The 26246-nt window shown below is 42.6% G+C and carries 23 protein-coding genes and 1 rRNA gene; 5 read left to right on the forward strand and 19 right to left on the reverse strand.

Annotation, left to right across the window (positions count from 1 at the left end; genetic code table 11):
• Positions 1-79 precede the first annotated feature (79 nt).
• Both ACKI5J_RS01950 and ACKI5J_RS01955 read right to left on the reverse strand, forming a co-directional pair.
• On the reverse strand, positions 80-1522 hold the full coding sequence (locus tag ACKI5J_RS01950) for an MFS transporter (RefSeq protein WP_407425966.1): 1443 nt from the start codon (positions 1520-1522) through the stop codon (positions 80-82).
• Positions 1523-1554: 32 nt separating this feature from the next.
• Positions 1555-2247, reverse strand: coding sequence for a bifunctional 4-hydroxy-2-oxoglutarate aldolase/2-dehydro-3-deoxy-phosphogluconate aldolase (locus ACKI5J_RS01955; RefSeq protein WP_407425968.1), 693 nt, complete (start codon positions 2245-2247; stop codon positions 1555-1557).
• Positions 2248-2517: 270 nt separating this feature from the next.
• Here ACKI5J_RS01955 and ACKI5J_RS01960 point away from each other — a divergent pair, with 270 nt between their 5' ends.
• Positions 2518-3543: a PfkB family carbohydrate kinase gene (locus ACKI5J_RS01960; protein WP_407425970.1), complete on the forward strand. Its 1026-nt coding sequence runs from the start codon at positions 2518-2520 to the stop codon at positions 3541-3543.
• A 70-nt stretch (positions 3544-3613) separates the two neighbouring features.
• Entirely contained in the window at positions 3614-4063 is a 450-nt protein-coding gene (locus ACKI5J_RS01965; RefSeq protein ID WP_407425972.1) for a YhcH/YjgK/YiaL family protein, read from the forward strand.
• A 79-nt stretch (positions 4064-4142) separates the two neighbouring features.
• Here the strand turns inward: ACKI5J_RS01965 and ACKI5J_RS01970 are convergent, their stop codons facing one another.
• The 9 genes from ACKI5J_RS01970 to ACKI5J_RS02010 all read right to left on the reverse strand — a co-directional run bounded on the left by ACKI5J_RS01970 (position 4143) and on the right by ACKI5J_RS02010 (position 15516).
• Entirely contained in the window at positions 4143-5630 is a 1488-nt protein-coding gene (locus tag ACKI5J_RS01970; RefSeq protein ID WP_407425974.1) for a UxaA family hydrolase, read from the reverse strand.
• Between the two features lie 18 nt (positions 5631-5648).
• Positions 5649-7094 carry a tagaturonate reductase gene (locus ACKI5J_RS01975; protein ID WP_407425976.1) on the reverse strand — a complete coding sequence of 482 codons (1446 nt, stop codon included), beginning with the start codon at positions 7092-7094 and terminating at the stop codon, positions 5649-5651.
• Between the two features lie 22 nt (positions 7095-7116).
• The gene (locus tag ACKI5J_RS01980) at positions 7117-8139 is read right to left on the reverse strand and encodes a sugar kinase (protein ID WP_407425978.1); all 1023 of its coding nucleotides are present in this window, start codon (positions 8137-8139) and stop codon (positions 7117-7119) included.
• The gene (gene uxaC, locus ACKI5J_RS01985) at positions 8136-9536 is read right to left on the reverse strand and encodes a glucuronate isomerase (RefSeq protein WP_407425980.1); all 1401 of its coding nucleotides are present in this window, start codon (positions 9534-9536) and stop codon (positions 8136-8138) included. The genes ACKI5J_RS01980 and uxaC overlap by 4 nt, the downstream gene beginning before the upstream one ends.
• A 22-nt stretch (positions 9537-9558) precedes the next feature.
• Positions 9559-11487 carry a glycoside hydrolase family 88 protein gene (locus ACKI5J_RS01990; protein WP_407425982.1) on the reverse strand — a complete coding sequence of 643 codons (1929 nt, stop codon included), beginning with the start codon at positions 11485-11487 and terminating at the stop codon, positions 9559-9561.
• Between the two features lie 7 nt (positions 11488-11494).
• Positions 11495-13174 (reverse strand): glycoside hydrolase family 28 protein, encoded by a 1680-nt coding sequence (locus ACKI5J_RS01995; protein ID WP_407425984.1) that lies wholly within the window; start codon positions 13172-13174, stop codon positions 11495-11497.
• Positions 13175-13443: 269 nt separating this feature from the next.
• Complete coding sequence (locus ACKI5J_RS02000; RefSeq protein WP_407425986.1) at positions 13444-13782, reverse strand: RagB/SusD family nutrient uptake outer membrane protein; 339 nt, start codon at positions 13780-13782, stop codon at positions 13444-13446.
• 103 nt (positions 13783-13885) lie between these two features.
• Positions 13886-14722, reverse strand: coding sequence for a 5-dehydro-4-deoxy-D-glucuronate isomerase (gene kduI / locus ACKI5J_RS02005; RefSeq protein WP_407425988.1), 837 nt, complete (start codon positions 14720-14722; stop codon positions 13886-13888).
• Between the two features lie 23 nt (positions 14723-14745).
• Complete coding sequence (locus tag ACKI5J_RS02010; RefSeq protein ID WP_407425990.1) at positions 14746-15516, reverse strand: SDR family oxidoreductase; 771 nt, start codon at positions 15514-15516, stop codon at positions 14746-14748.
• Between the two features lie 236 nt (positions 15517-15752).
• On the opposite strand from ACKI5J_RS02010, the gene ACKI5J_RS02015 reads away from it, so the two are divergent.
• Positions 15753-16541 carry a gluconate 5-dehydrogenase gene (locus tag ACKI5J_RS02015; RefSeq protein ID WP_407425992.1) on the forward strand — a complete coding sequence of 263 codons (789 nt, stop codon included), beginning with the start codon at positions 15753-15755 and terminating at the stop codon, positions 16539-16541.
• A 53-nt stretch (positions 16542-16594) separates the two neighbouring features.
• On the opposite strand, the gene ACKI5J_RS02020 is transcribed toward ACKI5J_RS02015, so the two are convergent.
• Together ACKI5J_RS02020 and ACKI5J_RS02025 are read right to left on the reverse strand one after the other, a co-directional pair.
• Positions 16595-17548, reverse strand: a complete 954-nt coding sequence (locus ACKI5J_RS02020) for a pectinesterase family protein (RefSeq protein ID WP_407425994.1) — start codon at positions 17546-17548, stop codon at positions 16595-16597.
• Positions 17549-17556: 8 nt separating this feature from the next.
• The gene (locus ACKI5J_RS02025) at positions 17557-18444 is read right to left on the reverse strand and encodes a rhamnogalacturonan acetylesterase (protein WP_407425996.1); all 888 of its coding nucleotides are present in this window, start codon (positions 18442-18444) and stop codon (positions 17557-17559) included.
• Between the two features lie 469 nt (positions 18445-18913).
• Here ACKI5J_RS02025 and ACKI5J_RS02030 point away from each other — a divergent pair, with 469 nt between their 5' ends.
• Together ACKI5J_RS02030 and ACKI5J_RS02035 are read left to right on the forward strand one after the other, a co-directional pair.
• Positions 18914-19939 carry a LacI family DNA-binding transcriptional regulator gene (locus ACKI5J_RS02030; protein WP_407425998.1) on the forward strand — a complete coding sequence of 342 codons (1026 nt, stop codon included), beginning with the start codon at positions 18914-18916 and terminating at the stop codon, positions 19937-19939.
• A 99-nt stretch (positions 19940-20038) separates the two neighbouring features.
• Entirely contained in the window at positions 20039-20224 is a 186-nt protein-coding gene (locus ACKI5J_RS02035; RefSeq protein WP_407426000.1) for a hypothetical protein, read from the forward strand.
• Here ACKI5J_RS02035 and ACKI5J_RS02040 read toward each other — a convergent pair whose 3' ends face one another.
• The 6 genes from ACKI5J_RS02040 to rrf all read right to left on the reverse strand — a co-directional run.
• Positions 20225-21625: an MBL fold metallo-hydrolase RNA specificity domain-containing protein gene (locus ACKI5J_RS02040; protein ID WP_407426002.1), complete on the reverse strand. Its 1401-nt coding sequence runs from the start codon at positions 21623-21625 to the stop codon at positions 20225-20227. It abuts the gene before it with no gap.
• 133 nt (positions 21626-21758) lie between these two features.
• Positions 21759-22517: a succinate dehydrogenase/fumarate reductase iron-sulfur subunit gene (locus ACKI5J_RS02045; RefSeq protein ID WP_407426004.1), complete on the reverse strand. Its 759-nt coding sequence runs from the start codon at positions 22515-22517 to the stop codon at positions 21759-21761.
• A 35-nt stretch (positions 22518-22552) separates the two neighbouring features.
• Positions 22553-24487, reverse strand: coding sequence for a fumarate reductase/succinate dehydrogenase flavoprotein subunit (locus tag ACKI5J_RS02050; RefSeq protein ID WP_407426006.1), 1935 nt, complete (start codon positions 24485-24487; stop codon positions 22553-22555).
• Between the two features lie 38 nt (positions 24488-24525).
• Positions 24526-25311 carry a succinate dehydrogenase cytochrome b subunit gene (locus tag ACKI5J_RS02055; RefSeq protein WP_407426008.1) on the reverse strand — a complete coding sequence of 262 codons (786 nt, stop codon included), beginning with the start codon at positions 25309-25311 and terminating at the stop codon, positions 24526-24528.
• A 105-nt stretch (positions 25312-25416) separates the two neighbouring features.
• Positions 25417-26076, reverse strand: a complete 660-nt coding sequence (gene pdeM, locus ACKI5J_RS02060) for a ligase-associated DNA damage response endonuclease PdeM (protein ID WP_407426010.1) — start codon at positions 26074-26076, stop codon at positions 25417-25419.
• 78 nt (positions 26077-26154) lie between these two features.
• A 5S ribosomal RNA gene (gene rrf, locus ACKI5J_RS02065) occupies positions 26155-26246 on the reverse strand; the annotation flags it as partial.

Below are 26246 nucleotides of genomic sequence, written 5' to 3' on the forward strand. Positions count from 1 at the left end.
CATTAGATACAACAAGAGGCCCCCTGCTTTCAAGCAGGGGGCCTCTTGTTGTATCTAATGTTTATGAAACTATATCAAGTTACAAATCCGTAATCGGCTTATATACCGGAACAAGGGATTTCATAACTGCCCACCCTATAAGGTAAGCTACCGCACAGATAGAAAAGATGATGAAATATCCTGCTTCTTCGCCTTTGAAGCCCATAAAAACCATTTGCGTCTGTCCTGCATGATCAAACAGAACCCCAGATCCTTTATTGATCATAAAGGATCCAACACCTCCCGCCATACCACCGATACCCGTGATAGTGGCGATTGCTTTCTTTGGAAACATATCGCCAACTGTGGAAAATATGTTAGCGGACCACGCTTGGTGAGCTGCTCCAGCAATACCAATAATGATGACAGGCAACCAGTAAGAGACCTGACCCAAAGGTTGCGCAAGCAAAGCAAGCAGAGGGAAGAATGCAAAGATCAACATTGCTCTCATACGACCGTCGTAAGGGTTCATTCCTTTCTTATCAACAAAATAAGATGGCAACCATCCTCCGATGATCGAAAGAAGAGTAATCATATACAGTACGAAAAGAGGAAGCGCACTTTCAGTTGTATCCATACCGTATACCGAACTCAGGTAAGCCGGAGTCCAGAACAAAAAGAACCACCAAACACCGTCAGTCATAAATTTACCAAAGGCAAATGCCCACGTTTGCTTGTATTTAAAGCAATCTTTGAAGGAGATCTTCCTCGCAGCTTCTTCTACAGGGTCGGCAAGCGTCATTGAGCTTACGTCAACATCCTGTTGGATGTAGGAAAGCTCCTCTGCGTTGACCTTCGGATTAAGTTCAGGTTTCTTATACAAGAATATCCAGGCCCCCATCCATACAAAGCCTAATGCCCCGATAATAATGAATGACATTTCCCATCCCCACGCTTTAGCGATGAAGGGTATTGTGATTGGAGCGGCTAATGCACCTACGGTAGCTCCAGCATTGAAGATACTGGTTGATAACGCTCTGTCTTTCTTAGGAAAGTATTCAGCAGTCGCTTTTATCGCTGCGGGGAAATTCCCTGCCTCTCCAACTGCCAAAACGAAACGGGCAAAGATGAATAAAGTAACACTCGTGGTGACAACCATTGCTGTATTGTCAACCATGGCGATCGATTCCTTTGCACCTTCAAAACCAACAAACCAATTTCCTGTAAGGATACCGGAGGTTGCGATTCCACAATAAGCGTGTAAGCAGGCTCCAACGGACCATACTCCTATAGCCCAAAGAAATCCCTTCTTAGTGTCCATCCAGTCGACAAACCGGCCGGCGAATAACATGCTTACTGCATAAAAGATAGAGAATAACGCGGTAATATTACCGTAATCATTATTCGTCCAGTGGAATTCCGGAACAATAAAATCCTTCCATGTAAGAGAAAGAACCTGCCTGTCCAGATAGTTAATTGTTGTAGCAAAGAACAACATGGAACAAATCGTCCATCTGTAATTACTTGCTTTCTTAGTACCCATTTAGTTTAATTTAGTGTTTATTGGCAATCTGTCTATCTAACAGACTTAATTGTTTCAATTACTTCTTTGGTTAGTGTAACTAGCTCGTCGTACTTTTTATTTTCCATGATGTCCTTCGTAACGAGCTTACTTCCCATCCCTACAGCACATACTCCGGCTTTGAACCAACCTTGAATGTTATCGCGACCCAAATCGACACCTCCGGTAGGCATGAACAATAAATTCGGGAACAATTCCTTAATTCCTGATAGGAATGACGGGCCTAGAATGTTTCCAGGGAAAAGTTTTACGAACTTAGCACCCATTTTTTCTGCTTTAATAATTTCGGTAGGCGTCATGCAACCAGGTACCCAAAGCATTCCGTTTTTATCAGATACTTCTGCTACATCATCTACAAGTCCGGGACTGATAATATAGTCAGCTCCCGCGTCTATAAATGCCTGTGCAGAAGCAGCGTCTTTAATAGTACCAACACCCAAGTACATTCCAGGCATTTCTGCATCAATAACCTCACGCATCTTTTTGAAGTTCTCTAAAGCAGCCTCACCACGGTTTGTATATTCTACTGCTCTGATTCCAGCGCTGTATAAAGCTTTCAGTAAATCGATACTTACTTGTGCGTCTTTGTTGAAATAAAGTGGTAAAATCCCTTGTTCAGGAATTACTTTTAAAACTTCTTCTTTCTTGCTCATTTTTCTAAATTTTCTAGGAAATATATTTAGCATAAATGTATAAATTTTATGCTATGTTTATTTTAAAGATGACGAGGGTCATATATTATAATACGGCCTAAAATTGCAAACTTTTTAATAAAAAGCTCATTTCATTGAGACTTTCGAAATAAATACAAATCTTTAATCTTTTTACTTTCCTCGGAAACGATTGCGTAATATTTTCATAAAAGAAACATCAAAGGTGGGTATGGTCTGACTTTATTAAAGTATTTTTGATCATTCTATTATCAAACCTTTATAATATTAATTTATAGTATTAAGATGTCAAAAAAAGTTGTAACCCTAGGAGAGATCATGATGCGTCTTTCCACTCCAGGATTTGAGCGTTTTGTCCAAAGTGATTCTTTCGATGTTACTTATGGCGGTGGTGAGGCAAACGTAGCTGTTGCTGTGTCTAACTATGGTCTTAATGGAGTATTTGTAAGTAAGGTGCCTGATAATGCATTAGGACAAGCTGCTATAAATCATATCCGTCGATACGGTGTTGATACTCAATATATCGCACGCGGTGGCAAGAGATTAGGTATTTATTTCCTTGAGACCGGTGCATCTGCACGTGCTTCACAAGTTATCTATGATCGTGCTGATGCCTCAATCGCTGATGTTGATGCTTCCGAATTTGATTTCGATGCTATATTTGAAGGAGCTGATTGGTTCCATACTACAGGTATCACTCCTGCTTTGAGTGACAAGGCTGCTGCCTTAACTCTTGCGGCGTTAAAAGCTGCAAAAGCAAAGGGGATTACGACAAGTATCGACCTTAATTACCGCAAAAAACTTTGGAGCAAAGAAAAAGCGAGGGAAGTGATGACTGAGCTTTGTAAATATGTTGATGTTTGTATCGGAAACGAAGAAGATGCGGAAACCTCTTTGGGATTCAAGAGCGCTGGTACCGACATCACTAAAGGTGAGTTGAACCTGGATGGATACAAGGATGTATGCAAACAAATGAAAGAAAAATTCGGTTTCAAATACATCGCTTCAACGCTTCGCGAAAGTCACAGTGCATCTGACAACGGATGGTCTGCTTTGGTATATGACGGAAACGAATTCTACCACACTAAACAGTACGAAGTTCGTATTGTTGACCGTGTAGGCAGTGGAGACTCTTTTGCAAGTGGTTTCATTTACGGCTTAGTAACTGGCATGCCTATGAACGAGGCTGCGGAGTTCGGTGTTGCGGCTTCTGCCTTGAAACACACTATTCCTGGTGACCTTAACCACGCTACTTTGTCAGAAGTTAATACCTTGATGAAAGGTGATGCTTCAGGCCGGGTTCAGAGATAACATTAATCATTTATAGAAAAATCCGCCTTAATTATCTTTAATGGCGGATTTTTCATTTAAAACCAATTTTATGATCATAGATTCATTAGAGAACGCATCAAAATATTATAGCGTTCATCCCCGTTTTGAAAAGGCGTTTGAATTCCTAAAATCTCAGGATCTTAATGCCCTGGAAGTTAGTAAATTCCAGATTGATGGAGCGGATCTACATGCCGCGGTATCGGCTAAGGAAGGCGTGGCAATCGACGCTGCCAAGTTTGAAGCACACGATAACTTCATCGATATTCAGGTTTGTATCTCCGAAAGAGAAAAAATGGGATGGAGTACCCGCAGTCAGTGTACAGATCCTAAAGATTCTTACAACCCTGAGAAAGATGTCATTTTCTTCAATGACGAACCGGGAATGTATTTCGAGCTGAAAGCTGGCCAATTTGCGATCTTCTTTCCCGAAGATGTACATGCTCCTATGATTGGCGAGGGTGTTATTAAGAAATTGGTCATAAAAGTCAAAAAAGACTAATATTGACTGTAACTTATCCAAACAAAAAAGGACCGGTTCACCAGAACCGGTCCTTTTTTTAAACTGTGAACTTTGAGAGTTACAGCGTTACTCCTGTCTTAAAGATAGCGATCTCTCGGAAGCCTGAATTTTCATGATGTGCTTTCTCGCCGCTGGCAACACGTACAATCTTGTCTACGAATTCTTCCAACGCCTCATCAAAGGTCTTATCCTCCGCAAGTGGCCCGGCATTATAGTCAATCCAATGTGGTTTTCTTGATGCTAGATCAGAGTTCGTAGCGATCTTCAATGTTGGAATGAAGCTACCGAATGGAGTACCGCGACCTGTGGTGAACAGAACAATGTGACACCCTGAAGCACCCAAAGCTGTAGTCGCTACCAGGTCATTACCAGGTGCACTAAGGAGGTTCAGACCTTTTTCCTTAGAACGCTCGCCATATTTCAATACGTCCACTACATTTGCAATACCGCCTTTTTGCGTACAACCAAGTGACTTATCTTCCAGCGTGGAGATTCCACCTGCTTTATTACCTGGAGATGGATTCTCATAAATAGGCTGCTTCTGGTCAATGAAGTACTGTTTAAAGTCGTTGATGAGGTGAACAGTCTTCTCGAAAACGTTCTCGTTAATGCAACGATCCATCAGTATAGTCTCTGCCCCGAACATTTCAGGAACCTCCGTGAGAATCGTTGTTCCTCCCTGGCTGATCAGGAAGTCAGAAAAATATCCTACCAGAGGGTTAGCTGTAATGCCCGATAGACCGTCAGATCCTCCGCATTTTAATCCAACCTTAAGTTCTGATATCGGAATAGGTTCTCTTCTGTCCTGACGCACCTCGGCATAAATTTCTTTCAAAAGTTCTATTGCAGCCTCTACCTCATCACCAACTTTCTGGCTCGAAAGGAATTTAATACGGCTTTTGTCATAGTCTCCAAGTCCTGTTTCAAACTCGTCTATACGGTTATTCTCACACCCTAGGCCTAGTACAAGCACTCCTCCAGCATTGGGATGCAGCGCGATATCTGATAGTATCGCACGTGTATTCTCATGGTCATCGCCCAACTGAGAACAACCGTAGCTATGCTTAAACACCTCGATACCTTCAATGTCAGTAGGATTAACTTCCGCCTTAAATTCGCGGATGATCTGCTCCGCTATTCCGTTTACACAACCAACAGTAGGTACGATCCAGATCTCATTACGAATCCCCACGTCACCGTTCTTGCGTCTAAAACCATCAAAGGTCATATTACGCTGAGGATGCGCCAGTTCGTGAAGTGCAGGATTATAGGAATAATCAAATACCTCCCCTAATTTAGTCCTTACGTTCTGAACGTGAACATGCTCACCGATTTTGATATCGGCTGTGGCTTTACCAATTGGATAACCGTATTTCAGTACGTCTCCACCTTCGGGAATCTCAGCTATCGCTATCTTATGTCCACGCTCGATATCATTAAGCAGCTCTATTGTGGCTCCTTCTACCTCTATTGTCTCACCTTGACTAAAGTTCCTCAGAGCGATAACCACGTTATCGCGGGAATGTATTTTAATTAGCTCTTTCATTATATGCCCATTTCCTTATTATACCGTCTCTATAGCTTTTTCCATTCCATTTTTGGTGATATTCACCAAATGGGTCGTCACCGAATTAGTCAAACCTTCAACAGCGTTTAAATTTAACTTCCAGTTCTTTTCATAACCTAGCACTTCTCTTACCACGTCTTCTATTGACTCATCTGTTCCGTCATACTTGCTCCAGGCGTTCTTTAACAATACCAGGATCGCAGCGTCATCATTTAAGGAAATCTCTTCTTCGCCTCTTTTACCTCTATAAAAGGCAATTGTTGCTGCAAGAGAGAACGCCAGTTTTTGCGGTACCTTTCCTTCTCTTTTGATATACTCTAAGACAGAAGGAAGTACCCTTGTTTCAAATTTAGGGAACGAGTTCAGAGAAATACTCATGAGCAAATGTTTGATGTACGGATTTCTGAACCTATCAATTACCTCTCCTGCAAATTTCTCTAACTCTTCTCTCGAAAGATCTAACGTTGGGATGATCTCGTCAAAGATAGCTTCCTTGATGAACTTTCCTACAACAGGATGCTCTACTGCTTCTCTAACTGTATCAATACCATAAAGATAGGCAACAGGAACAAGAGTAGTATGTGCACCATTCAAGATTCTAACCTTACGGGTACGGTAAGGAGTGATATCTTTTACATACAATACATCAAGACCAATTGAAGGAAATGGAAGCTCTTTCTGTAAAGATTCCGGAGCCTCAATCACCCATAAATGAAAGTGCTCACCCTCTACAACTTGCTTATCCTCATAACCAAGCTCCTCAGTAATTTCCGCAATACGCTCTCTTGGGTATCCGGGAACGATGCGGTCAACAAGTGTATTGCTAAAAGTACATGCTGATTCCAACCAGTTAATGAACTCCACACTGAAGTCCCATTTCCGCGCCAGCTGAAGAAGGATACGCTTAAGGTTGTCAGCGTTCTTTTCGATAAGCTCGCACGGGATAATATGGACCCCTTTGGCCTGGTCGCCTGCGAAAGTTTCGAACCTGTGCTTTAACCATACAGCAAGCTTTGCCGGATATGAATTTGGAGGCGTAGCAGTCGCTTCATCCTGATCATCATACGCGATGCCAGCTTCTGTGGTATTGGAAATGATGTAGCGCATTTCAGGAAGTTCCGCAGTTTTCAAATACTGTTGAAAGTCAGTATAAGGGTTGATACCACGGCTGATTACGTCTATTGTCTCGTGAATACTCTCAGGCTTGCCATTTTTTAGCCCTCTCAGATACAGAGTATACAGGCCATCCTGCTCATTCAGCATATCAACCATTCCCTTGTCAATTGGCTGCACGGCAATCACAGACCCATTGAAATCTGTCTTCTTGTTTAACTCATGAAACATCCAGTCTACGAAACAACGCAGAAAGTTACCTTCTCCAAACTGTAATACTTTCTCCGGACGGCTAACAAAACCCGGATAAACCTTTTTATTTAATTGCATACTTTTTTATGTCTTACTTTTATTAATCTTCTTGACTTTCTTTGTTAATTTTTGCGACACGAAGTACGTCCTGACCAGTTGCGTCGCCTTGCTCCTGAAGCTTGCCAAATGCTGCTGCTGTAGCATAGTTCAAGGTCTCCTGTGGATCGTGTTGCAGATAGGAACCGTAAATTAATCCGCCCATGAAACAATCGCCACTACCAGAACGGTCTACTACGCCCACTGTTCTGTGCTCAGGTGAGTTGTATTGCTCACCATTGGTATAGAGAGTGGTATAATACAGAAGATCTTTCTTGTTACTGTCGAAACGGAATGTATTTGCCACGGTCTGGCACTTCGGAAAGCGATCCATTATCTCACGAGACGTACTTTTTGCATGATCAAGGTAGGCTTGCTTTGTTCCTTTGTCATGAATATTATTATCAATCGATGTACCGAGCAGACTGTTGGCCGACCAAATGTTTCCCATAACCACGTCACAATATTCTACTAACTGTGGCATCACCTCCATTGGTTCTTTACCGTATTTCCAGAGTCGGGAACGATAGTTCAAATCTACAGATATACGTATATTTTTACGGGATGCAGCTTCCAGGGCTTCAAGGCAAACGTCGGCGACATTTGCATTAAGGGCAGGACTAATCGCCGTGAAATTAAACCAGGAAACATCCCGTAAGACTTTATCCCAGTCAATCATTCCCCTCTTCAGATTAGCGAAAGAGGAATGCTCTCTGTCATAAACGACACTACTTTTCAGATCAGCGCCTCTATCCAGATAATACACCCCTATACGGTCACCTGCAAAGATGACAGATGACGTATAGATACCTTTGTATTCGAGGTAATCCGTGACGTACTTTGACATGAAATTGTCGGGCAAGACCGTACAGTATTTTACGGGAACATTCCAGCCTGCCAGAGCCGTAGCTGTATTTGCCTCAGCCCCACCTACATACAATATGAAAGGGTGTTTTTCTGCGTCCTCACCAGAAGATGGAGACACCCTCAACAACAATTCTCCAAAGCACAATACTTTACTTATCACCAGCTTATATAATTTTTTGCATTGTAATAGCAGATATCCTTAATCACTTTGCCTATCCAATCAATGTCATTAGGTAGTTCTCCGTTCTCAACTTCTTCACCAAAAAGATTGCAAAGGATTCTTCTGAAGTACTCATGACGTGGGTAAGAAAGAAAGCTTCTTGAATCTGTAAGCATTCCGATAAAGCGGCTTATCAGCCCCATATTGGAAAGTGCGTTCATCTGCTTGATCATACCGTCCTTTTGATCAAGGAACCACCAACCGGAACCAAACTGTACCTTACCAGCAACGGAACCATCGTTGAAGTTACCGATCATCGTTGCAATAAGCTCATTATCTGCCGGATTCAGGTTATAGATAACTGTTTTAGCGAGCTGATCACTAGTGTCCAGGCCATTCAGAAACTTTGATAACTGTCTTCCCTGGCTGAAATCACCGATAGAATCCCACCCGGTATCCGGACCCAAAATGGAAAGCATACGGCGGTTATTATTTCTCAGCGCGCCTAAGTGGAACTGCTGAACCCATCCTTTTTCATGATCCCATTTTGCGAAGTGCACGAGCATGGCAGACTTGAACTTCAATACTTCAAGCTCCGTTAGCCCTGCGTTATTTCTGATCTTCAGGAAAATCTTGCTAATCTCCTCTTCGGTATAGTCTTCAGCATAGATCTGCTCTAAACCATGATCCGAAACACGGCAACCATTTTTATCGAAGTAATCATGACGCTGCTTCAATGCTTTTAGATAGGTATCAAAATCTGAAATATTCAGGTCTGTTACTTTTTCGACTTTAGCAATGTATTCATTCAATCCGGTTACATCGTCAGCAGCCATGGCTTTGTCCGGACGGAATGTTGGCCTAACTTGTAAAGCAATGCCTTCAGCAGCAATTTTTTGATGATGCTCTAACGAGTCAATAGGATCATCAGTTGTGCAAACTGCCTCAACTTTCATTTTGTTGAGAAGTCCCCTTACTGAATACTCGGGAGTCGCAAGCTTTGCATTACACGCATCATACACCTTCTTTGCAGTACTACCCGACAGAATATCATTTACATCGAAGTAACGCCGTAGTTCCAGATGAGTCCAGTGATAAAGAGGATTTCTCATCGTATAAGGAACGGTTTCAGCCCATTTTTCAAATTTCTCAAAATCACTTTTATGGCCAGTGATATAGTCCTCGTTAACACCGTTGGTCCGCATTGCACGCCACTTATAGTGATCTCCATACAGCCACACCTGAGTGAGATTTTCAAAGCTAACATCATTCGCTATCTGCTCAGGAATCAGATGATTATGATAATCTATAATAGGCATTTCTTTTGCGTACTCGTGATAAAGACGCTCAGCGGTGCGATTAGTTAATAAAAAATTGTCGTCTAAAAACTGTTTCATATCCTCTATGTATTAAACTTCCTCAGAAGGTGTTCTCATTTATTTTTTTTGCCTGCTTTAACAGCCATTTGGTCAGATCATTCGCAGCAGCATAGTTGTCAAAATCAGCAGGTAATTTACGGCCATCTACATATTCATTATACAACCAAGGATCCCCAACAGCAACGACAGTACCTTTACCGACTTTTGACGTAGCAATAATAACATCCCCTTTGTCAATGATAACCGGTTGAGCCGTTCCTGATAACTTTAAAGTGCTTAATTCCTTAATATATAACTTCTTTGCGGTTTTAAAGATAAGATTATCAGCAGGAACATTAACCGCAGCCATTTCAAACTGATTTCCTTTAACCGTATTTCGCTGGTCTTCATTAAATATAATCCCAAACGCCTGAGACAGCTTATTAAAATTCTTAAACTCGCAGTTACCGATATCATTTGACATCAATACGAGAACACCTCCTGCCTTCACCCAACTGGAAATTTCCGCTATATCCTTCTGACTAACAAAATTTGGCTTCCCTGTTTCCTTCTCCGTATCGGGATCAACAATGATATACACGGATGAATTTTTAAGATTGGAGGCAGATGGAGCTTCCTCCAGACTTGTAGTCTTTGCTCCAGCGTAATTGAAGAGATTCTTCCAGAAAGAAAATCCACTATTTGCCTGATCTTCCCAAGTATAATGATAACGGATGTCCTGTCCGACCGGCCCTTTCTTGCGTTCGTTATTGAAATAGTAATCCAGAGTAACTGTCTTTCCTAGACCTGGTTTCGGCCACGCTACAAGTTCCATCTCGTTCGCAGCACTGATGAAGGCGCCTACACCTTTAGGATCGTTCGTAATAACCTTCTCACTCATGTAGTACTCATAGCTTCCATCACGGTAGGGTTTACCACCCAGCCCTGAAACAGTAACGGTTCCTTTAAAATTGATCCTTTCGGCATTTACTTCTTCAACGAACTTCTCCTTCATGCCTTCAAAGCCTTTTTTGGCGACTGAAAGATACCGCTCAGGAAGATACCCCTGCCTCACACCTTTTGCGATAGCATACACAAACATGCTGGCAGCAGAAGATTCCAGATAATTACCTTTTCCTTCAGGCACGTCAATAATGTCATACCATAGTCCTGAAGGCTGTTGTACTTTTGATACGGCTTCAGTAAATCGATTCAGTATATCAATTAGTTTTTTCCTTCCAGGATGGTCTGCGGGAAAATATTCCAGAGCATCTACAAGTCCCATGCCGTACCAACCCATTGCTCTAGCCCAGACATGAGGAGAACGGCCTGTTTCCTTATTGGCCCATCGTTGCTCCTTAGATTCATCCCAGGCATGATATAATAAGCCAGTCTTAGGGTCCCTGGAATTTTTCTCCATGAAGATAAACTGGTTAGCGATATCGTCGAATGCTTTGGTGTCTTTCGTTATTGCAGAATACTCGGCGTAGAAAGGCTGCCCCATATAAAGACCGTCTAGCCACATCTGATAAGGATAGATTCGTTTATGCCAGAATCCGCCCTCTTTGGTACGCGGGTGCTCTTCCAATTGATGACGCAGGAGCTGCGCCGCTTTCAAATATTTCTGCTGACCGGTTACGTTGTACAGCAACAGTAGCGCCCTTCCGTTTTTAATATTGTCAATATTGTGGGAGCTCTTGTCATAAGTACGTATGTTTCCGTCTTCAGTAACGAAGAAGTCCATACTCTTTTTGATATAATCAAAATACTTCTTATCTCCTGTACGCTGCCATACAGCAGCCACCCCCTCGAGGATTACGCCTTGATCATATGTCCATTTAAAAGGACGTCCTGTCCATAGAGAATCGCTCCAAATGTCGAGCACAGTAGCCGTCATCCTTTCAGACAAGGGAGCACTCTGCGCTTTAACATCAAAGCTTTGCAAACTAAATACAAGTGCCAGAGCGATGATTACTGTTATTTTCTTCATAAAGATCTTATTTGATTTTTAACGCCTTTTTAGTCGCCCCATATTTATATTCGGCGATGGTTTGGGCGCTCTTCAAATTCGAACTCCTAACGAGGATATCAGCGCTTTTATCCCCCTTAATCTCAAAAAGAACTTCCGCTTCCTGGTTGTATCTAAGGCCCTCAAAAGTCAATCCGTTGCTGTTCAATATGTCTACAACAGGCTTAGTATCCTTAACAATCAAATTTACATTTTTAAAGTGAATACCTTTTGCATCCTGTGTCTGAATGCCTTTATTTGCCTGAATGGTGATATTCTCCAGAAAGATATCGTGAATGTTCATTTCAGGCAGGCCCCTCACGAATATACCTCTTGATGCCCCGTCACAAACAAGATTATTAATATGGATGTCCTTGAATTGCGGCGTCTCCTCTGTTACCGGCATTATAGCCCCTTTCGGTAGTTCCCCGGCACCATCCTTTGAAAAAACGGGACTATTTGCACCGTAGTACATATCAAACAAGACAGCATCACCAGGAATGTCTTTCATCACGATATTCCTTATATATACCTTTTCCACTACACCACCTCTTCCTCGAGTGGTTTTGAACCTTAAGCCGATGTCCGTTCCAATGAAAGCACAATCAGTTACAAAGAGATTTCTGGCACCTCCTGACATCTCACTACCTACCACAAAACCGCCATGAGCATGATAAACAGTACAATTTTTTACAAGAACGTTCTCGGTAGGCATTCCTCTTTTACGGCCCTGCTCGTCCCTTCCCGACTTAATACATATTGCATCGTCACCCACATCAAACACGCTGTTCTCTAAGACTACATTCTTGCACGATTCAAGATCCAGCCCGTCGCCATTTTGACCGTACCAGGGATTTCTAACCAGGATGTTATTGATGGTGATATTTTCGCACATAATAGGATGAATGTTCCAGGCAGGCGAATTCTGAAATGTCACACCCTCTAATAAAACATTCTTGCTTTTAGTTAAAACGAGCAGATTAGGTCGAAGAAAATCTTTTACATCATCGTAGTCCTTCGCTGTCTTTCCAGGAGCTAGAGCACCGGCGTTCTTAGTTTGAGATCCTTTTAGTGAACTCGCTGATGGATACCATATTTTACCCTCTTTGTCTACAACTCCTCCGGAAGCAACCAGTTTATTCCATTGGTTGGCGGTTAACTTTTCACGCTTAACCATCCTCCAGGCGTCGCCGTTTCCATCAACGATTCCTTTTCCCGTAATAGCCACGTTTACAAGACCCGTACCCGATATCGGTGATTGATTTCTCACTGCTGCAAGACCTTCCCAATTCGCCTCAATCAACTTATACTGTGACTTGTCGCGTGTGAAGCTTAACACTGCATCACTTTGCAGATGTAAGTTAACATTACTCCTTAATTCAACCGGACCAGTAGACCACAAACCAGCAGGTATAAGAACAACACCACCACCGTTTTTACTACAGGCCTCAATAGCCGCATTAATACTCTTCGTATTCAAAGTTAAACCATCATTGACAGCCCCATACCCAACAATATTAAATGTATCTGCTTTGAAGACGGGTTTTTCAACAATAGGTAAAACACTGATTGGCCAGGAGGGCAAATGAGACTGAGAAAACGAATGAAATCCAGTCAACTGTAAGACTGCGGCTACTATCGCTATCTTTAATTTTTGTGTGTTGTTCATCTTTCCTATTAAGCACTGAACGATATACCAATTACAGGCATCAGGTCATCCCTATCACTCAGCTAATGTTTCAATTATCTAATCTTTATATGGTTAGTATAAACGATTTAAGCAAGATTACAGACTTTAGCCTGAAAAAAAGATGAAATAGAAATATAAATTTACGCAAACGTTATCGGAAGTAACGATGTCGATATATAAAACAAGAGGGATCTGGCTATAGCCAGATCCCTCTTGTTTTCCCCTATATTAAGGTACAATGCAGCTGATTATTTTTGGTATCCAGGATTTTGAGGAAATTCTGCTTCATTTAAATCAATCGCGTCCTGCGGGATCGGACGGTAAATTTTATCTTGCCCGTCAAGCCCCTTAAATGCGATGTCTACCCCCACCTTCTTGATGTCATAATTGTACTTTGCATTAAAGTCTTTAAGCTTACCAGTTCTTCTAAGCTCTGGCCATCTCAAGAACTCTCCGGCGAACTCCTTCGCACTTTCTATCAAATATGCGTCAAGAGCTGCACTCTGACCTGCCGCACTGGCAATATCAACATTTGGTAAAAGCTTGATACCATCCCGAGCGTTTCCAGGGCGATCGAGTACCAGCAAAATTTAGATGTACCGTTTATAATTTAGGTCGAATTAAAGCAACATTGCAGAGTGATAATGCAACAAATTGTTGGTTAAACAATTTGTTGCATTATCAACTACTTTACCTCAAATCCTTAATCGCCACAGCGTCCATATCAGAATAGACCAGATTCTCTCCAGCCATTGCCCATATAAATCCGTAGTTGGAAGTACCTCCACCAGAATGAATTGACCATGGAGGCGAAATGATTGCCTGGTGATTCTGAACCACTAAATGCCGCGTCTCCTGTGGCTGACCCATGAAGTGGAAAACTACCTGATCTTCTGGAACATCGAAATAAAAATACGACTCCATTCGACGGTCATGAACATGCGACGGCATGGTATTCCATACAGAACCGGTACTTAAGATAGTAAGGCCCATAACCATCTGACAGCTTCTGGCACCCTCGAGGTGTATATATTTATATATGGTGCGCTCGTTAGCAGTATCCTTGCTTCCAACAGTTGTCGGGAAGGCATTTTCCTTTTTCACCAGCTGATGAGGATATTCCTTATGAGCAGGTACTGAGTAAAGGAAAAACTTTGCAGGATTTTCTGCTGAAACACTGGAGAAAATTACAGACTTTGAACCCTTTCCAACATAAACTGCATCTAATCTATTTACTTCATACTCGGTACCGTCGACAGATACCTTTCCATCTCCTCCAACATTTATAACACCCAGCTCACGCCTCTCAAGAAAATAATCAGCACGCAGATTCTCGTATACAGGAAGTTCCAACGCTTCATCCACAGGGACTACGCTTCCAGTAATAGCTCTGTCATAATGAGAGTAAGTGAAATTGAACTGACCTGCCTGCATGAGATCTTCTAACAAAAAATTCGCACGAAGTTCTGCAGTGCCTAAAGACGCTACTTCTTTAGGGCCTTGTGCATACCGTTGATTCATTATCATAATTCAAAATTATTAGTTTAAACTTAACGTCCCATCCAGCCGCCGTCAACCGTCAGGATGGTTCCATGTACATAATCAGCAGCTTTTGATGCAAGAAAGATAACCGGACCCTTGAAATCGTCCGTCTCACCCCATCGTCCTGCAGGTATTCTCCCGAGTATCGATTTACTTCTGTCCTCATCATTTCTGAGCGCTTCTGTATTATCGGTCGAAATGTATCCCGGTGCAATACCGTTGACATTAATACCTTTCGACGCCCATTCATTGGCGAGCGCTTTAACCAAGCTACCAATCGCACCTTTACTCGCAGCATATCCAGGAACATTGATACCACCCTGAAATGTTAGCAAAGACGCTGTAAATATGATCTTACCCGACCCGTTCTTAATCATTCTGGCGCCGATCTCGCGGCTGATCAAAAACTGGCTGTTCAGATTAATCTCAATCACTTTATCCCAGAACTCGTCTGAGTGTTCAGCAGCAGGCTGCCTTAAAATCGTGCCCGCATTGTTAACAAGAATATCAATCACCTCGTTTTCGGCCAGAACCTTCTTTAAAAAGTCCTTAACTGCAGTACGGTTACTAAAGTCACACTGGTATGCTTTGAAGTTTCTCCCCAACGCACGCACAGCCTTCTCCGTTTCACTCCCGCTTAGCTCTAACGTAGCCGAAACTCCGATAATGTCAGCTCCTGCTTCAGCAAGTGCCTCTGCCATCGCTTTCCCAATGCCGCGGTTGCACCCTGTTACCAGAGCGACCTTGCCCGATAAATCAAATAAAGAATTGTTGCCCATTACTTTTTAAGATAAAATGTGCTGCAAAACTACTGTTTATACACAAATTAACTAACTGCTTCATGGGTTATTTGAAATATGACCGGGACTCTACAAATAAACGCATTTTTTAGGATCATCAATTCTCCGCATGACTAAAAAGCATGCAGGATGATTAAGATCATTTTTTTGACGGAATTTATTTACAACCTTGCAATACTTCACTAACAAATTATTTCACATCATAATTGATTAAAATGTCCCTTTCTTTATTTGACCTTACAGGTAAAAGAGCCTTGGTGACCGGAGCAACACATGGCTTGGGTATGTCAATGGCCGCCGGCCTTGCTCACGCAGGTGCTCAACTAATTATCAATGACATTTCACAGGAAAAACTCGATCAGGCTATTGAAGAGTATAAGAGAATGGGTATCGAGGCTAGCGGATACCTTTTCGATGTAACTGATGAACCTGCCGTGATCGCTAACGTTGCTAAAATTGAAAAAGAGGTCGGTCCCATCGATATCCTGATAAATAATGCCGGCATTATAAAACGGATACCCGTAATAGACATGGATGTTGCCGACTGGGAACAGGTTTTGAAGATAGATCTTACAGGACCATTTATCATGGCAAAACACATCGGTCGTCAAATGATCGAACGTCGGGCAGGAAAGATAATTAACATGTGCTCAATGATGAGCGAGGTAGGAAGAAACACCGTGAGCGCTTATGCAGCAGCCAAGGGAGGCCTCAAAATGCTAACTAAAAATCTGGCTACCGAATGGGCTCCTTTCAATATCCAGGTTAACGGAATAGGTCCCGGCTATTTTGCAACATCCCAAACGGCACCTATTCGCGTAGATGGCCATCCTTTTAACGATTTCATCATTAGTCGCACTCCGGCTGCAAGATGGGGAGAAACCGATGATTTACAAGGAGCTGCAATTTTTCTCTCATCCAAAGCTTCCGATTTTGTGAACGGACACATTCTCTATGTAGACGGAGGAATACTTGCATCTTTAGGAAAAGCCGCAAACGAGTAACTTGACGTTGGGCATCTTCCCTTATCATAGGCCGGATCTAATACCGGCCTTCTTTATTTATCTGGAACCCAGCCGTCAAATATCTTCACTATTTCGTATTCCTGAACTTGCAAATCTGACAACTGGTGTGACCATGTCACGCGCTTTCCCGGCTTGAAACCTTCTCCGGTATTCTTGTATTCCGCATAATACACCGTTTTCTCATTAGACTCTTTTCCCCAATTATTCCAACCAACCGGATGGACGATATCATCCATAGCACATCTAATAAATACCGTCTTTGCATACGGACGCCATGGGCGACCTAAATAAAAACTGCCCGGGCTCCCATTGCCCTTAATCCGGCAGTCTAGAAAAACATAGCCGTACTTGGTACTGTCATGCGTAGAAGCAGCTGTGATATAGCCGGACTTTTTACAAAAAATCTCGCAATTCTCAAAAACCGCTGTAGACGATCCGAAGATAAAATCGACAGTTCCCTCTATGTAGCAGTCTTTATAGTATTGTCTGCTTTTATACCCATACGTATAAAGTGTGTCTTGAAAACCCAAAAAACGGCAATTCTTAAATTGCACTTTATCCCCGGCAACCCAAACAGCGACAGCCTGCCCTACAGGTCCTGATGAGTTTTGAAAGGTTATATTTTCAGCACTAAACTCATCTCCGTAAATATAGACGCTTGATGAGCCTGAAGTACCCATATCCTCTCCAAAAACATTTTTTTTTGCGCTATAATCATCATAAGTCAAGATCGTATTCTCCACACTTTCGCCGATAAACTTGATTCTCGCCTTGGAGCCGGCAACGATAAGTTTTTCCTTATATACGCCATCTTTAATAAAGATAACTGTAGCGGTTTTTCTGAAATCAGGAACGGCATTTATCGCTTGCTGAACCGTTCTAAAATCGCCGCTCCCGTCTGCAGCAACAACAAAATCTGCATTCTTTTGCGCGGCTGTCTCAGCTACAAAGCAGCTAATCAGGCAAAAAAGTAAAAACGTCTTCATCTTATCAATTACTTGTCTTTTGTAACAATATAGTCAGCAAGCCCTAATTTCAACGACCGTATTTCCGAAAGCACCAGTTGAGCCATCTTTCTGGCTCCGAATTCGTTAAAATGCGTATCGTCTTTCATACCGTTCGGATAGTTAGGATGCTCCCCGGGCAGGAGATGGTTATAAAGAAGCTTGGATTGTTCAGGACCCATGTCAGTCAATAAGGCCTGACTCATCTTATCTAGATCCACCAGAGGTACGTCCGCAGACCTGGATACCTGTCTTACTATCTCGGAATATACCTTATGAGTGTCCTCGAGCTTTCCAGCTTGATCGAATTTCCTTCTCGCTACCGCCGTTATCAAAACCGGATTGGCCTTCTTACTTCTGGTGTCCTTTACAAACCTAAGGAGATTCGATCGGAACTCTGCCTCTGTAGTGGCATTCTTCTTCGTCTGGATCTCATCATTGTGCCCAAATTGTATCAATACATAATCTCCCTCTTTCAAACTATCCATCACTGAAGACCATCTCTTCTCATTTAAAAATGACTTCGTGCTGCGCCCATTTTGCGCCCGGTTATCTACGCGTACTTCAGACTTGAAAAAAAACGCAAAGGGCATGCCCCATCCAGCTTCCGGATAAGCTTTAACTTGCTTTTGAGACATCGTCGAGTCGCCTACCAGATATACCGTAATGGCTTTTTCCGCAGGTGAAGTAAAGGACATGAATACTAAAGTGATCAATAGCCACTTGAATTTTTGAACTTTCTTAATCATTTCTAAATTATAATGTTGTGTGTACGGAATTATTTCAAACAAATCCAATGCTCTCAAGCATTGATCAATAATCATAATTTTCACTCCTTTCGTTCCGCCCATAGCATCACTCCCAACCTCTCTTTTCATGTCCCATCCTCAAACGCATGAATTACAATTACAATTATCCGCCTCTATTACAGCCAGGGAGATTTTGATAGAACCCCTTACCAGGTTCAGACTAACGGCAATCGTCAGATTTACCTGATACACATCGAGTCGTTCCCAAAGGTATAATTCCGGAAGTCCGGACGAATAATTTCGGGATTTTTAGGAATTGAATTCTTACTATGTTTCCTTTCATAATCGCTGGTATGCTGGCTATTGGATCGATAGCTACGTTAAATAAGCAGGTTTTATAATTATTGGTATTACAACGCAATATAAGAACAGCCTTGTCTAAATAACAGGATAAGCCACCTTATTTTTGTGCAATCGTTCCCGACAAAAGTTAGAATGTAATAGTCAGACGCTTATTGGCTATCATGTTTGTTGCTATAATGAGTGATTTTATTAAGTATCTTAGCCTTACAATATCATTGTCCTAATCGGGTAAAAAATGAGATTTAATACAGTAACAATTAAGGACATAGCCAAAGCCCTGGGCCTTTCAACATCAACCGTTTCGAGGGCTCTGCGCGGAGGTTATGAGATTAGCGAAGAAACGAAAAAAATTGTAACCGCTTATGCAGAGAAGATAAACTATCGCCCCAATCCTATTGCACTTAGCCTTAAAGAACGACGCAGCTATTCGATAGGAATCGTCGTTTGTGAAATTGCAAACAACTTTTTCTCCCAGGCGATAAATGGAATGGAATCTGTCGCTTACACAGCTGGATACAATGTAACCATAACGCAAAGCCACGAACGTTTCGATCGTGAAGTACTGAATGTAGAACACCTTGCATCTCGCTCAGTTGATGGACTGTTGATTTCCCTCTCATCTGAGAGCGCTGACGTATCCTATCTCAAAGATCTTCATCAAAAGGGTCTCCCAATCGTGCTCTTTGACAGAATAACTTCAGAAATAGAAACGCACAAAGTCATCGCCGACAACTTCAAAGGCGCTTATGACGCTACAGACTATCTTATCAAGCTAGGACACAAAAGAATCGCACACTTTACGAGCTCTGCACACTTATCGGTTACTGGTGAGAGGCTCGACGGGTATAAAGCCGCATTAGAAGACCATAACATTCCTTTCAATGAGAGTTATGTAAAATTCTGCGGCCACGGTGGAATCAACCAGGTGGAAATAGATGATGCTACTAAAGAACTGCTGGCACTCAACGATAGGCCGGATGCCATATTCATTGCGCAGGATAAGTTAAGCACTGGATGCCTGCATGCTATAAAAAAAATAGCCCCTGATTACTTTTCAGGAATAAAGATAGCAGGTTTTACCAACTCAAATGTGGTCGATTTGTTCAACCCGCCGATCACAGCTGTCAGACAGCCCGCATTCGAAATGGGACAAGCGGCGATGGAGCTCTTAATCCAATTGATTGAAAGTAAAAAGCCGGTCACCGAGTTTGAAACAAGGGTTCTGCAAACAGAACTTATTGTAAATAGCTTTAAGTACTAGCACCAAGTACAGCCCGTTCATCGATTATTTAAGGCCATTAGTCTAATTAATTTTAGATAACAGAAAAGATAGTGTTGATTTGATTTAAGTATTAAAGACATGAAAACCAAATCAACCGCTATCTCACCGTTTATAATGTTATTGATACCAGCTTTGCTCGCCATGCTGGTTACTCTCAGTCATATAAAAGAAAGCCGCACACAGGAAGCTACCACATTCAGCTACCTCAGCGTACCTGCTCTTAAAGGGCTCCTGAACACTGGCTTCAATTGTCGCCTTTGGTAGCTAAAGATCAATACTTTGGTGCTGTTCAGGGATTGACACATTTTTAAATCCGATATCTCTTAATTTACCTGCAAATATTCGCTGAACCTGATCTTCTCCATGTACGAGAAAAATTCGCTTTACTTGCTCAGGGTCCTGGCATGACAAAAATTTCAGCAGATCCTCGCTGTCACCGTGAGCGCTCATGGATCTGATCACCCGGACTTCAGATCGGACGTCATATTCCTCGCTAAAAATTTCCACAACCTTCTTCCCCGACATCAGCTGTCCGCCAAGTGACCTCGGTTCACAATAACCAACAATTAGGATGGTGTTCCTGTCATTCGATATCGTATTCCGGATATGGTGCTTTACCCGGCCTGCCTCTGCCATTCCTGACGACGATATAATCACACAGGGCCGTGGATCTTCATTCAATGCAATCGACTCTTCTACTGAATGTATAAATTTTAGGCCCTTGAAGTGGAACACATCCTCGTCATACTTTAAAATCTGTTGCACTCTACTGTTGTAGACTTCTGTGTGCTCTTTCAATACAGTGGTTGCTTTTTCCGATAGCGGACTATCCACATAGAAGGGCACATCAGGGAGAATTCCCTTCAGCTCAAGTGCGTTTAACGCAAACAAAAGTTCCTGGGTTCTTCCCACACTGAAAGCCGGAATAACAACTTTCCCCTTTTTAAGTACACAGGTCTGATGGATGATCTCGTGCAGCTGACGTTCAATTGGCTCAAGGTCTTTGTGATACGAGTCTCCATATGTCGATTCGAGAATAATATAATCCGCCTGAGAAAACGTTTGCGGACTCTTGAGCAGCATATCCCCGTACCTTCCCACATCACCACTAAAACTGAGCTGAGTATACTTCCCGTCTTCCAATAACGATAGATGGACTGCCGCACTTCCAACGATATGTCCGGCGTCAGTGAAACATAGCGTTATACGAGGGTCAATCTCGAAGTCCTCGTTATAATCAACTATCTTAAAAAGACGCATGGCTTCAACAACATCATCTTCAGTATAGAGAGGTTTAATCGGTGTCAACCCCCTTTTCTCCCTCTTGCGGTTCATATAAGCCGCATCGTTCTGCTGAATGCCTGCCGAGTCATTCAATAGAACCCTCGCCAGATCCATGGTAGGAGCGGTTGAAAAGATCGTCCCCCTGAAGCCTTCAGCCACCATACGTGGTATTAATCCACAATGATCTATGTGTGCATGTGATAAGATCAGATAATCAACCTTAGCAGGATTAAAGCCGAAGTGTCCGTTAAGCTCCTCCGTATCTTCGCCAAGACCCTGAAACATCCCGCAGTCAAGCAAGATTTGTGTCCCGTTTTTGAGTTTTATGAGATGCTTGCTCCCTGTAACAGTGCCAGCTCCACCGTGAAAAGTTATCGTCATGTATGTGATTTAAAATTTCACAAACAACAAGACACGAAAACATATGTTCTGTAACCCTCAAAATAAAAAGGCCCAGTGCTTTCGCAACTGGGCCTTTCTCACAATATCTCCTTGCCTCGTGGCACAAAAATAATTAATTAATCTCTTCTTCTTTAAAAAACTTAGCGTTATAAAAATCGCGACGCATTCTATTGATGTTCGTTATAGAAATTTCCTTCGGACATTCGATTTCGCAAGCTCCCGTATTCGTACAATTTCCAAAACCTTCCTCGTCCATCTGCGCTACCATTGCCTGTACACGGCGGTAACGTTCAGGCTGTCCCTGAGGTAACAACGCAAGTTGTGAAATCTTTGCTGATACAAACAAAGATGCCGATGCATTCTTACACGCAGCCACACAAGCCCCACATTGAATACATGTAGCTGAGTTGAACGCTTCATCAGCTATTACCTTTGGGATAGCTATTTCATTCGCATCCGGCACGCCTCCTGTATTAACAGAAACATAACCTCCGGCCTGCTGAATCCGATCAAAAGCTGATCTGTCTACCGCCAAATCCTTGATTACAGGAAAGGCAGTAGCTCTCCAGGGCTCAATCGTGATCGTTTCGCCATCATGAAAGCTACGCATATGCAACTGGCAAGTAGTGATCGCTCGCTTAGGGCCATGCGGCCGTCCATTGATATACAGGGAACACATTCCGCAAATACCTTCACGACAATCATGATCGAAATGAATAGGATCTTCTTTCTTTTTTACTAAACGCTCATTTACAACATCGAGCATTTCCAAAAACGACATATCTGGCGATATATCATCTGCTTTATATGTTACAAATTTCCCCTTTTCTGTAGCATTTTTCTGTCTCCAGACCTTAAGGGTTAAATTCATGTTTCCACTCATGGCTTCTCTAGATTTCTTTTAAACTATTTATAACTACGTTGGGTCAGCTTCACATTCTCAAATACCAGTTCCTCTTTGTGCAGTTCAGAAGCGACATTGTCACCTTTGAACTCCCAGGCAGCTACATATGCAAAGTTCTCATCGTCGCGTTTTGCCTCTCCCTCTTCCGTCTGGCTTTCTTCCCTGAAATGACCACCGCAAGACTCTTTACGATTTAAAGCATCATCAACCATAAGTTCACCCAGCTCGATAAAGTCAGCAACTCGTCCCGCCTTCTCCAAAGACATGTTCATCTCTTCATTTTCTCCCAGGACAATAGCGTTTTTCCAGAAGTCAGCTTTCAGTTCCTGAATCAGTCCTTTTGCTTTCTTAAGTCCTTCCTCGTTACGGGCCATTCCACAGTACTCCCACATGATCAAACCTAAGTCTCTATGATACTCGTCAAGCGTCTTGGTTCCTTTCATGGAAAGGAAAGTATTGATCTGATCTTCAACATTCTTCTTCGCTTCTGCGAAAGCAGGATGTGAAGTATCAACCGGAGCAGGTCCGGTGGTAGCGAGGTAATCTCCCAAAGTATAAGGAATTACGAAATATCCATCAGCTAAGCCCTGCATCAAGGCTGATGCACCTAGCCTGTTGGCACCATGATCTGAGAAATTACACTCACCCAAAGCATAAAGCCCCGGTATAGTAGTCATCAGGTTATAGTCAACCCATAGTCCTCCCATCGTATAATGTACTGCAGGATAGATACGCATTGGCATCTCGTAAGGATTCTCGTTAGTGATCTGGTAGTACATATCGAAGAGGTTGCCATACTTAGCCTCTACTGCGCTCTTGCCCAGACGGCCTATAGCCTCGCCAAAATCCAGATAAACGGATTTACCGGTGGCACCTACTCCACGGCCGTCATCGCATGCTTCTTTAGCATTACGCGAGGCCACATCTCTGGGAACCAGGTTACCAAAAGAAGGATATTTTCTTTCCAGGAAGTAATCACGATCATCTTCCTTGATATCTTGCGGCTTAAGCTGCCCCTTTCGAACGCGCTCCGCCATCTCCTGCGTCTTTGGTACCCAAACACGACCGTCGTTACGGAGTGACTCAGACATCAATGTTAGTTTCGACTGATGGTCCCCGGTTACCGGAATACACGTAGGGTGAATTTGCGTATAGCATGGATTCGCAAAAAGCGCGCCTTTTTTATATGCTCTCCAGATCGCTGTGGTATTGCTACCCATGGCATTGGTCGACAGATAAAATACGTTACCGTACCCACCCGTGCAAAGAAGCACAGCATGGCCCGCGAACGATTCTATTTTTCCTGTAAGCAAGTCCCGGGTGATAATCCCCTTTGCCTTGCCATCGACAGTAACCAGGTCCAGCATCTCATGACGGTTATACATCTCAACCTTACCTGCATTAATCTGACGGTTTAAAGCAGAAAATGCACCTAGCAATAACTGTTGTCCGGTCTGGCCCCTCGCATAAAATGTACGCGATACCTGCGCGCCTCCGAATGAACGGTTATCAAGTAAACCACCGTACTCACGTGCGAAAGGCACTCCCTGCGCAACACACTGGTCGATAATATTAACTGACTCTTCAGCTAAACGATGAACGTTTGCTTCACGTGCCCGGTAGTCACCACCTTTTATCGTATCGTAAAACAAACGGTATACACTATCACCATCATTCTGATAATTCTTGGCAGCGTTTATTCCACCCTGTGCAGCGATGGAGTGTGCACGTCTGGGGCTATCTTGAAAACAAAAAGCCTTAACGTTATATCCAAGCTCTGCTAGCGTAGCCGCAGCCGAAGCACCAGCCAAGCCCGAGCCTACAACAATAACAGTATATTTTCTCTTATTAGCGGGGTTAACCAGCTTAAGATTAAATTTATGTTTGGTCCACTTTTCAGCTAACGGACCCTGAGGAATTTTTGAATCTAATATCATTTCAAAATTATATTTATCCCCTTAGGGAAGGATTCATCTTAGTGAGCGAAATACATGTAAATCGGCATTAACGCAAATACCGCAGGAATGATTATACTAAATACCCACAGACCAACAAAGTCGATGATCGGTTTGTACTTTACATGATCAAAGCCAAGCGTTTGGAAACCGCTTTGAAAGCCATGATACAAATGGAAACCAAGAACAATCATAGAAATGACGTATAGTATCACATACCATTCTTGCTGAAAAGCTTGCTGAACAACAAAATAAAGATCCTTAGCTACCACCACTTCGGTCTGGTTCTGCACATCAACGAACTTTGTGTGCACCAAAGGATTTCCATCAAAAGGCAACTGCGTTACGCGAACAACCTCTGGATTCTGCAGGCTCATTTCATATTGTACGTATGGAAGACCTCCCCAATGGTACTCTGCCCAAAATGTTTTCATGTGTATAACGATGAAAACCAGAATCACTGTTCCCAAAATTCCCATATTGCGTGAACTCCAGGTACTATTTGCTGCTCCGTTGACCTGCGCATATTCAACAGATCTCGCTTTTTTATTACGCATTGTTATAATAACAGCGTAAACGGCGTGAAGTATGATTGACAAATACAACACATACGATACGATCTTGATTGGCAGAAAATGAGTCATAAAGTATGAGTACTCATTAAACGCCTTCCCTCCATCATCATTGAAAAGTTGAAGATTACCAATAAGATGGATTACGAGAAACAGGCTAAGAAACAAACCTGTCAATCCCATTATTAACTTCTTCCCCAGGGTAGAGGAGAAACCTTTACTTAAACTGCCCATTTCCTTTCTTGAATTTTATGTAGAAGTGCAAAAGTATTTAATACTAAGACAATAATATAACGTATTTCATTAATAAACGGCTTATTCACCTAATTTAGAAACAGTCTAAGCATTGAGATGGAGTACTTTGCTGCCTAATACGCCGAAGATCTCCGCCGATTCATCAGCCTCCAGGCAGTACTTACCTGTGAACCTGCCAAACGCCGGCATAATAGCTTGATATCGCTTAAAATAGAAACAAGATAGTACTGTAGACTGCCGTCCCGCGCCTCTCAGTTTTACCGCAGGATGTATATGTCCGCTTATGCAATAGAAGTCCCCCTGACAGTCTGATTCTTCAGGCTCGTGAGTAAACTTGAATGGCGCTAACACAAGCTCATCAAAAACTTTAAATCCGGCATTTGCATAGTAGTCGGGATGAAGTATGTCATGGTTTCCTTTAACAAGGATCATTTCAACTTCGGGAAATAACCCACACCAAAGAACCAACCAGTTCCAGTCGTCGTTATGCTCGCTGTGAAACAGGTCACCTAAAAAAATAATCTGTCCTGGCTTATATTGCTCTATAAGATCCGTAAGAACGGAAAGCTCTTCCTGTTCAAGCAATTTGGGAATGGCGATTCCTGCCTTTCTGAAATGGCCAACTTTACCGATATGGAGATCGGAGACAATGAGTATCTTCTGTTGTACCCAAAATATTGCCTTCTCCGGGAGAAGCAAAAGACGCTGACCTTTCAGCACCCACTCCACAACACGCTCGTCCATACCCAAAAATACGAAAAGCCACGGAAAACAACGCACAAAAAAGCCCGGTAGTACTGAAACTACCGGGCTGATTATAAAATTGGGCACCGACCTACTCTCCCACATGTTACTGCAGTACCATCGGCTCTGGCGGGCTTAACTTCTCTGTTCGGAATGGGAAGAGGTGGACA

It is taken from the genome of Arcticibacter sp. (assembly GCF_045629565.1).
In the GTDB taxonomy this organism is placed as follows: Bacteria; Bacteroidota; Bacteroidia; order Sphingobacteriales; family Sphingobacteriaceae; genus Arcticibacter.

Coding starts and splice junctions, on each gene's coding strand:
- ACKI5J_RS01950 (WP_407425966.1), bottom strand. CDS start 1,522: ATGGGTACTAAGAAAGCAAGTAATTACAGATGGACGATTTGTTCCATG.
- ACKI5J_RS01955 (WP_407425968.1), bottom strand. CDS start 2,247: ATGCTAAATATATTTCCTAGAAAATTTAGAAAAATGAGCAAGAAAGAA.
- ACKI5J_RS01960 (WP_407425970.1), top strand. CDS start 2,518: ATGTCAAAAAAAGTTGTAACCCTAGGAGAGATCATGATGCGTCTTTCC.
- ACKI5J_RS01965 (WP_407425972.1), top strand. CDS start 3,614: ATGATCATAGATTCATTAGAGAACGCATCAAAATATTATAGCGTTCAT.
- ACKI5J_RS01970 (WP_407425974.1), bottom strand. CDS start 5,630: ATGAAAGAGCTAATTAAAATACATTCCCGCGATAACGTGGTTATCGCT.
- ACKI5J_RS01975 (WP_407425976.1), bottom strand. CDS start 7,094: ATGCAATTAAATAAAAAGGTTTATCCGGGTTTTGTTAGCCGTCCGGAG.
- uxaC (WP_407425980.1), bottom strand. CDS start 9,536: ATGAAACAGTTTTTAGACGACAATTTTTTATTAACTAATCGCACCGCT.
- ACKI5J_RS01990 (WP_407425982.1), bottom strand. CDS start 11,487: ATGAAGAAAATAACAGTAATCATCGCTCTGGCACTTGTATTTAGTTTG.
- ACKI5J_RS01995 (WP_407425984.1), bottom strand. CDS start 13,174: ATGAACAACACACAAAAATTAAAGATAGCGATAGTAGCCGCAGTCTTA.
- kduI (WP_407425988.1), bottom strand. CDS start 14,722: ATGATAATGAATCAACGGTATGCACAAGGCCCTAAAGAAGTAGCGTCT.
- ACKI5J_RS02010 (WP_407425990.1), bottom strand. CDS start 15,516: ATGGGCAACAATTCTTTATTTGATTTATCGGGCAAGGTCGCTCTGGTA.
- ACKI5J_RS02015 (WP_407425992.1), top strand. CDS start 15,753: ATGTCCCTTTCTTTATTTGACCTTACAGGTAAAAGAGCCTTGGTGACC.
- ACKI5J_RS02020 (WP_407425994.1), bottom strand. CDS start 17,548: ATGAAGACGTTTTTACTTTTTTGCCTGATTAGCTGCTTTGTAGCTGAG.
- ACKI5J_RS02025 (WP_407425996.1), bottom strand. CDS start 18,444: ATGAAAAGAGAGGTTGGGAGTGATGCTATGGGCGGAACGAAAGGAGTG.
- ACKI5J_RS02030 (WP_407425998.1), top strand. CDS start 18,914: ATGAGATTTAATACAGTAACAATTAAGGACATAGCCAAAGCCCTGGGC.
- ACKI5J_RS02035 (WP_407426000.1), top strand. CDS start 20,039: ATGAAAACCAAATCAACCGCTATCTCACCGTTTATAATGTTATTGATA.
- ACKI5J_RS02040 (WP_407426002.1), bottom strand. CDS start 21,625: ATGACGATAACTTTTCACGGTGGAGCTGGCACTGTTACAGGGAGCAAG.
- ACKI5J_RS02045 (WP_407426004.1), bottom strand. CDS start 22,517: ATGAATTTAACCCTTAAGGTCTGGAGACAGAAAAATGCTACAGAAAAG.
- ACKI5J_RS02050 (WP_407426006.1), bottom strand. CDS start 24,487: ATGATATTAGATTCAAAAATTCCTCAGGGTCCGTTAGCTGAAAAGTGG.
- ACKI5J_RS02055 (WP_407426008.1), bottom strand. CDS start 25,311: ATGGGCAGTTTAAGTAAAGGTTTCTCCTCTACCCTGGGGAAGAAGTTA.
- pdeM (WP_407426010.1), bottom strand. CDS start 26,076: ATGGACGAGCGTGTTGTGGAGTGGGTGCTGAAAGGTCAGCGTCTTTTG.